General features: G+C 32.3%; 9 protein-coding genes. 5 read left to right on the forward strand and 4 right to left on the reverse strand.

Going from position 1 to position 12,368, the window contains the following annotated elements:
- The 3 genes from FQU21_RS09895 to FQU21_RS09905 all read right to left on the reverse strand — a co-directional run bounded on the left by FQU21_RS09895 (position 1) and on the right by FQU21_RS09905 (position 2,532).
- Positions 1 to 384, reverse strand: coding sequence for an arsenate reductase family protein (locus FQU21_RS09895; protein WP_147677838.1), 384 nt, complete (start codon positions 382 to 384; stop codon positions 1 to 3).
- A 24-nt stretch (positions 385 to 408) separates the two neighbouring features.
- A complete protein-coding gene (locus FQU21_RS09900) occupies positions 409 to 1,437 on the reverse strand; it encodes an AI-2E family transporter (protein ID WP_147677839.1) in 1,029 nt (342 codons plus the stop codon).
- A gap of 195 nt (positions 1,438 to 1,632) precedes the next feature.
- Complete coding sequence (locus FQU21_RS09905) at positions 1,633 to 2,532, reverse strand: YihY/virulence factor BrkB family protein (RefSeq protein WP_246124817.1); 900 nt, start codon at positions 2,530 to 2,532, stop codon at positions 1,633 to 1,635.
- Between the two features lie 728 nt (positions 2,533 to 3,260).
- Between FQU21_RS09905 and FQU21_RS09910 the strand changes: the two genes are divergently transcribed.
- From FQU21_RS09910 to FQU21_RS09930, 5 genes are all read left to right on the forward strand, one after another.
- Positions 3,261 to 5,297 (forward strand): transketolase family protein, encoded by a 2,037-nt coding sequence (locus FQU21_RS09910; protein ID WP_147677840.1) that lies wholly within the window; start codon positions 3,261 to 3,263, stop codon positions 5,295 to 5,297.
- 90 nt (positions 5,298 to 5,387) lie between these two features.
- Positions 5,388 to 6,044 (forward strand): fructose-6-phosphate aldolase, encoded by a 657-nt coding sequence (gene fsa / locus FQU21_RS09915; protein WP_147677841.1) that lies wholly within the window; start codon positions 5,388 to 5,390, stop codon positions 6,042 to 6,044.
- A gap of 39 nt (positions 6,045 to 6,083) precedes the next feature.
- The gene (locus tag FQU21_RS09920) at positions 6,084 to 6,770 is read left to right on the forward strand and encodes an NUDIX hydrolase (protein WP_147677842.1); all 687 of its coding nucleotides are present in this window, start codon (positions 6,084 to 6,086) and stop codon (positions 6,768 to 6,770) included.
- A gap of 175 nt (positions 6,771 to 6,945) precedes the next feature.
- Positions 6,946 to 8,511 (forward strand): solute:sodium symporter family transporter, encoded by a 1,566-nt coding sequence (locus FQU21_RS09925; protein ID WP_147677843.1) that lies wholly within the window; start codon positions 6,946 to 6,948, stop codon positions 8,509 to 8,511.
- Positions 8,512 to 8,698: 187 nt separating this feature from the next.
- Positions 8,699 to 11,071, forward strand: coding sequence for a GAF domain-containing protein (locus FQU21_RS09930; protein ID WP_147677844.1), 2,373 nt, complete (start codon positions 8,699 to 8,701; stop codon positions 11,069 to 11,071).
- 67 nt (positions 11,072 to 11,138) lie between these two features.
- Here the strand turns inward: FQU21_RS09930 and FQU21_RS09935 are convergent, their stop codons facing one another.
- On the reverse strand, positions 11,139 to 12,335 hold the full coding sequence (locus FQU21_RS09935) for a Pycsar system effector family protein (protein ID WP_147677845.1): 1,197 nt from the start codon (positions 12,333 to 12,335) through the stop codon (positions 11,139 to 11,141).
- Positions 12,336 to 12,368: the final 33 nt, after the last annotated feature.

Here is a 12,368-nt window from a genome sequence, read left to right on the forward strand (position 1 = left end):
TTATTCGTTCTCTAAATATTTTGCAATTTCGGAAGGGGTTTTTACTACTATAAAATCCTTTCCGTTAATTAGTATGGGCGCTTTTATAACTGCAGGATGATTTTCTATAAGTTTTAACCAATCTCTATGCTCTAAGTTCACTTTTTCATTCCCGTATTTTTTAATAAAATCAGGATGTTGTTGGTTTACTAGTTCGGAAATGTGAAGGTTTAAGGTGCTGGCAATTTCTGTCCATTGCGTACCTGTTAGTTTTGTTTTAGAAATATTAATAGTTATAATTTTTTTATCAGAAGTTTCAACGTATGCTTTAGATTGTTTACCTGTTGAGGTTTCAGAATTATAATACAATTTTATTTGATGATCATTTTTAGAAATAACTCCCATGTTTTTTTGTTTTTTAAGATGTAATTAATGTTCAATAGTTTTACCTTTTGGCTCCCCATATTCTTCTTTGTAAATTTTAATAACAACTATAAATAGACTTATAAGTAATGGCCCAAATATTAATCCTATAAAGCCGAACAAAGGCACGCCAATTATTACTCCTATAAGTGTAATTAAAGGGTGTACATTGTCTATTTTTTTTAGAACAAAGAGCCGAATTAAATTATCTGTAGATCCAACAATTAGGATGCCGTAAATTAAAATGGCCCAGGCTGCAAAAACCTCTCCTCCAGCATATGTCACGATAAAGGCTGGTAGAATACCTAAAAAACCACCTATAAATGGAATCATAGAGCCTATGGTTACTAAAACAAACCAAAATATTGAATGCTCAATTCCAAAAATAAAGAATCCTAATAAAGCTACTAGGCCTTGTGCTATGGCTACAAGCGGTATTCCCAGGGCGTTAGAACGCACCATAGTATTTATATCCTTGCTAATTATTTTTAAACTATTTTTCTTTAAAGGAATATACTCATATAATTCTCCTGTTAATTTTTTTCGATTTGTAAGCATGTAGAATAGTAAAAAATACATGATAAAAATAGATATAGCAATTTCAAAAGTACTTCCAGCAAAGCTTTGTAGTTTTTCCGAAACAACAGAGGATATTTTAGAGATATCGAGCATAGAATATAAATCGAATCCTAAGTAATTTTCAGAATTTTCTAATTTAGCTTTAAGATTATTGATAACATGTTCCGAGTTATTGGTAACATGGCTAACCTTATTCTCTAGCATGAACACTGTGCCAATAACAGGAATTAAAACTCCAATAGCAGATAAAAACAATAATGTTATTGCAGAAAGCTGAGGGTTCCAGCCTTTATTAACCAATTTTTTCATTGGTTTTCGTAACAGTACATAAAAAGTTATTGCGCCTAAAATACCTGAAAAATAGGGCGTTATTTCAAAAAAAATAAGCCCTGCTATACAAATTATTATGAATAATAAAAATAACTGGTTGACAAGGTTATGGCTAATGTGTTTCATAATATATGTTGAAGAGTTTATAGTTCGAAAATAGGAAAAGCATAGATTTGTTTCTTGTTTTATCTACTCTTAATCTGTATTTAAAACTATACAATAGTTAAGTAAAATAGTAACCCTTTAAATAATGATGTTAACTGTAATGGTAAATCAATTTGGTTATTAATTTTAATTTAGAAACAAGAGGAAATATAAGTGTTATATTTTTTTTGAGTGTTCGGTAGGTTGAATACCGTAACCGTATTGTTCTGAATAAACTTTTGTGAATTCGGCTCCAAAGAAAAGTATTAAACAAGAATATGATACCCAAAGTAAAATAAGAATAAATGTTCCTGCGGCACCGTAAGTAGAGTCGAAGTCGGCACGTCCAAAATATAACCCTATTAAAAACTTACCTAGAACAAACAGAATAGCAGTAATAATGGCTCCAACCCGAACGGATTTCCATTTTATAATGGCGTTTGGTAAATATTTAAACATGAGCGCAAACAATACTGATATTAGTGCTAATGAAAATATAATATCAAAAACATAGGCTAAATACACAACAGCATCTGGAAATATATCGTTTAAAAAACTTGAAAGTGCGGAAATACTTGTAGTAAGTATAAAGCTAATAAATAGCAAAAATCCTAAAACTAAAATAAAGGTAAAGCTTCGGACTCTATTAATAAGCATGTGCCAAAACGATAGTTGTAAAGATTCAATTTTCCAAATTTGATTAAGAGATAATTGTAAATGGTAAAAAACGCCAGAGGCACCATATATGAGTGTCCCAATTCCAATTATTGTGGAAATTAAGTTTTTATTTCCACCTTGAGTGTCAGAAATCATTGTTTCTACCGTATTTGCAACATCGCGTCCTAATGCTTTAGATATTTCAACTGTTAATTCACCTTGAACAATTTCTGTTCCCCATATGGAACCAATTACATTTATAATGATAACTAGTAAACCAGGAAGAGATAAAATAGCATAATATGCAACAACAGCGCTCAATCTAAATGGGTTTTCGGCATCCCAAGCTTTGTAGGTCTTTGATAATAAAGACGGTAAATCGGTTATTTTAAATGTATTGGTTAATATGGTATTTTCCAATTATAAATAATTTTTAATTTTTATGAAATTTAAAAGTTATTTAAAAATTTTGATAACTCAATCAATATTTTTTTTGTTCCAAAAGCCCAGTTATTTTTTTATAAAATACTGAATATAGCATAGTTTTATAATTTTTGTTTAAAAGTGGAAAACTAAATCGAATTATCAAATAAAGTCATTGTTTACATGTTGTTAAAACTGTAACTGTTGTCTCATCTAGGTTATATAAAGTCAATGATAACCATGTTTATCAGGTGCATAATTTTGCCCAGTGTTATCAATTTCTTTAAGTAGAGTATCAACAACGAGGGCTTTTTTTTATGTAATACTGCTTATCCTTTATAGAGTTAATAATATTTGGAATATTAAATGTTTTGTTCTAAAATATATCTTTTTTTACGATTATAAACTATATATCTACAACGGTGTGTATCTTAGAAATAAAACTTAGGATAGCTATTATCTTTTAAATATTCAATTTATAAACCATACTATTTACAAAATGCGTGATTTGTTATATAAAACGTTACATCTTTATTAGGTCTATCGATTAAATTAAATGTATTTTTACGGCGCAAATTTAACGTTTAAATAATTAAGTGTCCTTAAAACACTTAATTGAAGTTTAAATAGTACATTTGTAAAATACCATTTTAAAAGCGTTTGGTTGTTTTTAGAATGGTGAATTTATTGAAGTGAGAGTTATTAAAAATTAACCATAAATTAAAATGAACAAACAAATTGATCAACAAGCGGCAGATAATATAAGAGCATTAGCTGTAGCCATGGTAGAAAAAGCGAAATCAGGTCATCCAGGTGGTCCAATGGGTGGAGGCGATTTTATGCACATCTTATACTCAGAGTTCTTTAATTACGATCCATCGGATATGGAATGGGCATTTAGAGATCGTTTTTTCATGGATGCTGGTCACTTATCAACTTTAATGTATGCACAATATTACCTTTTAGGAAACTATGCTAAAGATGATGTTGCAAACTTTAGACAATGGGGTTCTATTACTCCAGGTCACCCAGAAGTTGATGTAAAACGTGGTATTGAAAATACATCTGGACCATTAGGTCAAGGACACACTATGGGTGTGGGTGCAGCCATTGCAGCTAAATTTTTACAAGCGCGTTTTGGAGATTGGATGAATCATAAAATCTATGGTTTTATTTCAGATGGTGGAATTCAAGAAGAAATTTCTCAGGGTGCCGGTCGTATAGCTGGACATTTAGGATTGAGTAACTTTATTATGTTTTTCGATTCTAATGATATTCAATTATCTACTTCTACAGATGAAGTAACGACTGAAGATACAGCAATGAAATATGAATCTTGGGGATGGAACGTTGTTACTATCGACGGGCATAACCATGATGAAATAAGAAAAGCATTAACCGATGCCAATAACCAAACAGAAAAACCAACATTAATTATAGGTAAAACTATAATGGGTAAAGGCTGTGTTACTGCAGATGGAGCTATGTTTGAAGGGCACTGTGAATTACACGGACAGCCAATTGGAGCAACCGGAGCAGATTACACAAAAACCCTAATTAATTTAGGAGCAAATCCTGAAAGTCCTTTCGATATTTTTCCTGAAGTTAAAGATTTTTATAAAAATCTTATTGCTGAAAAAACAGCAAAAGCAGCAGAAAAGAAAGCCGAAATAGCAGCTTGGAGAGAAGCGAATGAGGCATTGGCTTCAAAATTAGATTTCTTTTTATCTGGGGAATTACCAGAATTAGATTTCGCTTCAATAGCACATAAAGCAGGTTTAGCAACAAGAGCCGCGTCTTCGGGAGTTTTAGGGTATTTAGCTGAAAATGTAGAAAACATGATTGTGTCTTCTGCCGATTTATCAAACTCCGATAAAACTGATGGATTCTTAAAGAAAACACATGCGCTTAAAAAAGGTGATTTTTCAGGATCATTTTTACAAGCTGGTGTTGCTGAGTTAACTATGGCTTGTATTGCAAATGGTATCGCGCTTCACGGTGGAATTATTCCGGTGGTAGCAACATTCTTTGTGTTTTCAGATTATATGAAACCAGCCATTCGTTTAAGTGGTATTCAAGAATTAGGTGTAAAATATGTTTGGACGCACGATGCTTTTAGAGTAGGTGAAGATGGACCAACACACCAACCTGTTGAGCAAGAAGCTCAAATTCGTTTATTAGAAAAATTAAAAAATCATAGCGGAAACCCAAGTTTCTTAGCGTTACGTCCTGCAGATTCTGCAGAAACTAGCGTTGCTTGGAAAATGGCTTTAGAAAATAAAAATACGCCAACAGGTTTAATCCTTTCTCGTCAGGGAATTAAAGATATTGAAGCGCAAGGTTCTTCAAGGTACGAAGAAGCTTTAGCTGCTGAAAAAGGAGGATACTTAGTGAAAGCAGTAGAAAATCCAGATGTGGTGTTAATCGCAAACGGTTCGGAAGTGGCTACATTATTCGCAGCAGCTGAAATATTAGAATCTCAAAACAACTTAAAAGTGAGTATTGCTTCGGTAATTTCAGAAGGTGTTTTCAGATTACAATCTAAAGAATACCAAAACTCTGTAATTCCTAAAAACACACCATTATTTGGTTTAACCGCAGGTTTACCAGTAAATTTAGAAGGTTTGGTGGGAGATAGCGGAAAAGTATTTGGTTTAGACCATTTTGGTTACTCTGCACCAGCATCTGTATTAGACGAAAAATTTGGTTTTACAGGCGAAAAAGTAAGCAACCAAGTATTAGAATATTTAAAAACAGTTTAGAAAATTTAAATAATGTCGTGTCCAGAATTACAGGTTTACTGTGTTTTGGGTGCGACATTTAGCTTTTAATAAACAATAACAAAGAAGAATATGAAATTTTTTATTGACACAGCAAACTTAAGCGAAATTGCAGAAGCACAAGCTTTAGGCGTTTTAGATGGCGTAACAACAAACCCATCATTAATGGCAAAAGAAGGGATTACAGGTGCTGAAAATATTTTAGCGCATTACCAAAAAATTTGTGATTTAGTCGATGGCGATGTTTCTGCCGAAGTGATTTCTACCGATTTTGACGGTATGGTAAAAGAAGGTGAAGCCTTAGCGGCTTTACACCCACAAATTGTAGTAAAATTACCTATGATTGCCGATGGTGTAAAAGCTTGTAAATATTTCTCTGATAAAGGGATTAGAACCAACGTAACTTTAGTGTTTTCTGCTGGTCAAGCTTTATTAGCCGCAAAAGCGGGAGCGACGTATGTGTCTCCGTTTTTAGGACGTTTAGATGATATTTCTACCGATGGTTTAAACCTGATTGACGAAATTAGAATGATTTACGATAACTACGGTTTTAAAACACAAATTTTAGCAGCGTCTATACGTCACACGATGCACGTAATTAACTGTGCTAAATTAGGATCTGATGTTATGACTGGGCCTTTATCTTCAATTACAGGATTGTTAAAACACCCTTTAACAGATAGTGGTTTAGCTAAGTTTTTAGAAGATTATAATAAAGGTAATCAATAATAACGCTACTTTAATTTGTTGAATTTTATTTGTAACTGAATGATTAAATCGAACAGAACAGAGCAGACTATTCAGCAGATTAAAGTATCAGTAGATTGTATTATTTTCGGATTTAATGATAACAAACTAGAGCTGTTATTAATAAAAAAGAAAGATGAACCCGAAAAGGGAAAATGGTCTCTAATTGGCGGTTTTGTTGGCTTTGATGAAGATTTAGACGAAGCTGCCAATAGGATACTATCCGATTTATCTGGTTTGCAAGATATTTATATGGAGCAAATTAAAACTTTCGGAAAAGTAAATCGTTGTTCATTCGATCGTGTTATTTCTTCAACCTATAGCGCCATGATTTTAAAATCGAGCTATACTGAAGATCAAATTGAAAAGTATAATGCCCAGTGGTTTCCTATAACAGAGGTACCAGAACTTATTTTTGACCACAATGATATGGTTGATATTGCTATTAAAAGAATGCGTCGTCGCGTTAGAAACTTTCCTATAGCATTTAATTTATTACCTTCAAAATTTACGCTTCCACAGTTACAAGCACTTTATGAAGGTATTTTAGACGAAACATTAGATAAGCGTAACTTTCGTAGAAAAGTATCGCAAATGAATTATTTAGTCAAGCTAGAAGAAAAAGATATGACCGAGTCGAGAAGAGGTGCTTTTTTATATCGTTTTGATGAAGCTTGGTATAAAAAAGAAAAACATTTTAATCTGTAGTTGAATTATTTTTTTCAAATTACAGTTTTTTTTATAACATTTTAAAAAGTGTTTGTATAACACTTATTTTTAATATTTTTTATACCTTGTAGGGGTATTCATAGGCATTGCTTTATTAAAAATAAGTAAGCATAAAAACTAAATATAGAATATTAACTAAACCAAATTAATTATTATGGGAATTATTTCTTTCGCAGGGTTTACTTTATTGGTAGCCTTTATTGCGTGGTGGTCTACACGAAAAACAGATGAAACATCTTCAGATGGCTATTTTTTAGGTGGGCGGAGTTTAACGGGGCCAGTAATTGCAGGGTCTTTATTATTAACAAACCTATCCACAGAGCAAATTGTTGGAATGAACGGTGTCTCGTTTAGAGATGGTGCCCCAATTATGGCTTATGAGGTTCTTGCCGCAATTGCCATGGTATTTACAGCCTTTGTGTTGTTACCTAAATATCTTAAAAGTGGTATTGCAACCATTCCACAATTTTTAGAAAACCGTTATGGAAAAACGACTAAAACTATTGTTTCTCTTTTATTCCTTTTAGGGTATGCTATTTCTATGTTACCTACCGTTTTATACTCGGGAGCCTTAGCGTTAAATACCATGTTTGGTATTCCTGAAATGATTGGTATGGGGCCAGAAGCTACGCTTTGGGTTACCGTGATTTCTATTGGGGTTATTGGTAGTATTTATGCCATTTTTGGAGGATTAAAAGCCGTGGCCGTATCCGATTCAATAAATGCAGTGGGCTTAATAGTTGGAGGATCTTTAATTCCAATTTTTGGTTTAATGTATATTGGAGATGGAAATGTATTTACGGGGTTAACCACATTAACAACAGCATTGCCAGAGAAGTTTGATATTATTGGAGGACCAGAATCCGATGTGCCTTTTATGACACTTTTTACAGGAATGATTATTGTTAATTTTTATTACTGGGGAACCAATCAAGCTATTATACAACGTGCTTTAGGTGCAAAGAATTTAAAAGAAGGTCAAAAAGGACTTTTACTAGCTGCTTTTGTTAAAATCTTGGGGCCAATTATTGTAGTGCTTCCTGGTATTATTGCGTATTATATTTTTAATGGCGATTTGGCGAATGCAGATGAAGCTTATCCAATGCTTGTTAAAAAAGTATTACCTGCGGCTTATATTGGTTTCTTTGCAGCGGTGCTTTTTGGTGCTATTTTAAGTTCATTTAATAGTGCTTTAAATAGTTCGGTTACACTTTTCGGATTAGATTTTTACAAAGAATATATAAATAAAGATGCTACCGAATTACAAGTGGTAAAAGCAGGTAAAACCTTTGGTATTATACTCGCTTTGTTTTCTATTGGAATAGCACCATTATTGTATGGTGTAGAGGGAGGAATTTTCACCTACTTGCAACAGCTTAACGGAACACACAGTGTGCCAATTTTAGCTATTGTTGTTATTGGGGTGTTTTCTAAACGTGTTTCTGGAAAGGCAGCAAACATTGCTATTTTATTTAGTGTAGTTACTTATTTAATCACGTTGTATGTTATTAAACCAGATATTAGTTTCTTACATCTTATGGGTATTTTATTTGTGTTAACTATTATCATTATGTATGTGGTAAGTCATTTTTACCCACGAGAAACAGATTATGTTCAAACCTATACCAAACAAGTGGATATTGTTAACTGGAAATATTTAAAACCAGTAGGTTTTGTAGTGGTTGCTATGGTTATCGGTTTATATATTGCCATGTCATAACAGACCAATAAAATAAAATAGAAAACGCTTTTACTTTTTTCATAATTTACACCATTTGTAAGTTTAGAATGTAAAAGCGTTTTTTTATAATTATAAGTAAAAAAAATAGCGATTTTTGAGTTAGGAATATGTAAAACCTACGACAAACCTATTTAATTTGTAACTTTGTTTTACAAGAAAACCCATAATGGATATAAACGACAATATAGAGTCTCCTTTAAACATAAAAATAAGTTTCAATAAACTATTGAAACATTATGATGCGTTGTTGCTAAGTGACGATGTTTTTATGGCAAATAAAGCAAAAGGTATTTTGGATATAGTTAAGAAATACCCAGAGTTACGTGATGGTTTTAGCGATATTTCTGCCATAAAAGCACGCGAAAAAGAAATTGCTTTTATTCTTCAAGACATCTTTAGTCCGTTATTAACCAATAATGAAATTAAAACAGCTTCGGCTCCTTTTCACGATTTAATTTTTAATGCTTCCGAACGGTTTAAAAATATTGTAAAAACGGCAGGTAAGGATTTTAAACTTCAAATGAAAAACATGCCCGAAAATGATATTTATATCGTGGCTTGTACTATTATTTTGGGGTTTTGTTACGATTTTCATATTAATTTTAAACGGCCATTTTATTACGAAATACCAGATGCTAACGGCATTCTTCGCTATTATAAAATTTTATACAATGCAGATTTTTGTGAAATTATTCCAAATGAAAATGCTCCTAAAATAACTCAGGCCGATTACGATGAGTTACTCGATAATTATGAAAACATAGACCTTTGGAAAGAGAAATTTCCTCCAAACAGCTACACGTTTAAAGGTTTTGCCATTTCAAATATTTTTGATGTTACCGATGATCAATCGATTTCTAATATAAAATCGAACTTAATTAGTGATGATAAAAGTATGAAATCTGAACTTATCGCTGGATTTCACGATATTTTTAGCTCACTTTTTGGTATTAAAAATTTAAAAGTTGGCTTTTCAATTTATAATGAAGAAGAGGACATTTTTGAGCGCATTTATGGAGATGGCATGAGCAGTTATCTTTTAGGTGAAGACCAAACTAAAAAATGTGCCGATGCCCTTTGTTGTTTATCATATAATCGTTTGTTAAAGGAGAATAAAGTGTTTTCTGTATCTAATGTTGACGATGTATCTAAATGTACAACCGGAGAAGTTCCTCCACATATAACAAGTTTAAAAAAACAAGGGATTAAAAGTGCCATTTTTGCTCCCATTGCTAATGATGATGGTTTAATGGGAATTATTGAAATAGTTTCAAACACACCCCAAGAACTCAACAGCATTAATGCAAATAAATTAGTCGATGTTATGCCGTATATTATTTCGGCTGTAGAGCGTTCTAAAAACGAAGAAGAAAATTTAATTGAAGCCATTATTCAAAAAGAATGTACCTCTATTCATTCTAGTGTGCATTGGCGATTTGTTAAAGAGGCTAAGAATTTTATAAAATCTGAAATGAGTGGCGAACAGGCCTCTTTTAAAAAAATAGCCTTTGAAAATGTTTATCCGCTTTACGGTCAAATAGATATTAAAGGGTCTTCGGAAGCTAGAAATTTAGCAACAAAAGAAGATTTAACGTTGCAATTAAATATAGCGAAATCTATTTTTGAAAAAGCGTTTCAAATTGAAAACTTACCCATTTACGAGCAATTTATTTATCAAATTGATGAGTATTTAGAGGGGTTAAACCAATTTCAGGTGGATAGTGAACAGCAAATTTCATCATTTTTCAAAAATGAGATGGAAACCGCTTTTGAACACATGAAAGTTTTAAAAGATTTACAGCCAGAGATAGAATCTTATTTTAATGCTATAGATAAAAAGGTTCATGTGCTTTATAACCATAGAAAGCAATATGATAAGACCGTAGCTTTAATAAATAAGTCTATGGCGGCATTGCTGGATAAAAAACAAGAAGACGCACAAAAAATGTATCCGCATTATTTCGAACGTTTTAAAACCGATGGTGTAGAGCACAACATGTATGTGGGAGAATCCATTACTAAAGAGGATTCTTTTAATCCTATTTATTTATATAATCTCCGTTTGTGGCAATTGCAAGTCATGTGCGAAATGGAAAACGAGTTTTATAAAATGCAGCACAAATTTCCTGTGGCTCTCGATGTGGCTTCTATGGTTTTGGTTTTTAATCAGCCTTTAACCATTAGTTTTAGAATGGACGAAAAGCAATTTGATGTTGATGGAACCTATAATGCACGATATGAAATTGTTAAAAAACGTGTAGATAAAGCACATATAAAAGGGTCTTCTGAACGGGTAACGCAAAAAGGAAAAATTAGTATTGTATATTCTCAAAAACAAGATGAAATTGAGTATTTACAATACATTAAATTCCTGCAAGCTAAACATTATGTAGATACCGATGTGGAAATTGTAGAGCTCGAAGATTTACAGGCTGTAACCGGTTTAAAAGCGATTAGAGTAAGTGTGTTATATCATAAGAATGAAGAAGATAAAGCCTTTTATACTTACGATGATTTAATGACCGAAATTAAAGCCTAATTTCCTTCGTTTTAGAATATATAATTGTTGAAAAAGAGTCGCTTTATTTAATCGCCCGCCGAATAAATTAGAAGATTATTCCAGCATAAAAAAACGAAATAATGAAGGCAATAACACTAACAATGATACCTGTCATAAATACCCCGTAAGTCAGTCTCAGTATTTTGTATTTTTTATCTAAAACCAAACCTAAAAAGTATAAATCTTTTTTCATTGAAGAATAAAGGTAATCACGATCCTGCATCATTTCTCCCATAGCCCATTCAAAATCGTTCAGGCTCATTTTATGGAAATTTCCGAAGAATAATAAATTCACATTTTTATTAGCAACATCTTCTTTTGTAAATTTTCCTCTAGTCACATTTGGTCGTGTTGCCATAATGGATAAAATAATAGAAGCTACTGTAAATAGTACAAAAATAATAGTAGGTACAATTAAATAATCGTTAGAAGGTTTGTCGAGTTTAGATGCTAAATTCGATAATACTAACGATACAATAATAGCATTTACGGATAATAAAATATTAGCTTTGGTATCCGCAATATTACTGAGGGTGATATGGTTTTTTAGGGTAACACGAAACATGGTTTCAATACCGCGTTCTGGTAATTCTATCTTTTCTTTTTTGAATTGTAACTCGGCTTTTTTCTGGGTAAGTTTGCCTTTGTCTAAATCTAGTTTTTTCTTTCTATTTAATAAATTAGCTAGATTTTTTCCTTTGCGTTTTTCCCAGTTAGATGCCGCTTCTGCAGTAAAAAACCGATGCTTTTTGGTTAAAAACTTAATGTTTTCCTCTAGCCATTCACTTTCAGAGAGCTTTCTATTCGAGGTAAGTTCCAATTCTTTCCGAAGTAACTCCGAAGTGTCGGAATAATCTTTACTTCCAACATGTGCACAATCGGCATCTTTAATAATTTTCTCTAAAGTTGTATTGGGCATAACTCCCATTTTGGTGGTCATGATCATGCTAGAAACGGTAGCAATATCCTCAGCACTACATTTTTCAGCTTTTAGAAAGCCTTCAGCTATTAATACGCTAGCATCTTCGTGGTTTTTAGGGTTCTCGGTATACCCGGTATCGTGGAGCCACGCCGCAACTAAAAGGAGTTCCTTTTGTTTATCATCAAGTTTTGCGAGTTCGGCTAATTTTTCAGCTTTATTTACAACAAGTTGTGTGTGCGCAATGTTATGATAAGTAAACTCAGGGGTCAATTTTTCGTTGAGCAGATTAATAACAAATTTTTCAGCTTTAGCGATCAGCATATTTAAAATGTGTAAAAAGATTATTTAGTAAAA

This window comes from Algibacter pacificus, assembly GCF_008033385.1.
Classification (GTDB): Bacteria; Bacteroidota; Bacteroidia; order Flavobacteriales; family Flavobacteriaceae; genus Algibacter; species Algibacter pacificus.

Bases quoted from the DNA above. Each gene is read 5' to 3' on its own strand.
- FQU21_RS09935 (WP_147677845.1), bottom strand. From the start codon at position 12,335: ATGCTGATCGCTAAAGCTGAAAAATTTGTTATTAATCTGCTCAACGAA.
- fsa (WP_147677841.1), top strand. From the start codon at position 5,388: ATGAAATTTTTTATTGACACAGCAAACTTAAGCGAAATTGCAGAAGCA.
- FQU21_RS09930 (WP_147677844.1), top strand. From the start codon at position 8,699: ATGGATATAAACGACAATATAGAGTCTCCTTTAAACATAAAAATAAGT.
- FQU21_RS09895 (WP_147677838.1), bottom strand. From the start codon at position 384: ATGGGAGTTATTTCTAAAAATGATCATCAAATAAAATTGTATTATAAT.
- FQU21_RS09900 (WP_147677839.1), bottom strand. From the start codon at position 1,437: ATGAAACACATTAGCCATAACCTTGTCAACCAGTTATTTTTATTATTC.
- FQU21_RS09925 (WP_147677843.1), top strand. From the start codon at position 6,946: ATGGGAATTATTTCTTTCGCAGGGTTTACTTTATTGGTAGCCTTTATT.
- FQU21_RS09920 (WP_147677842.1), top strand. From the start codon at position 6,084: ATGATTAAATCGAACAGAACAGAGCAGACTATTCAGCAGATTAAAGTA.
- FQU21_RS09910 (WP_147677840.1), top strand. From the start codon at position 3,261: ATGAACAAACAAATTGATCAACAAGCGGCAGATAATATAAGAGCATTA.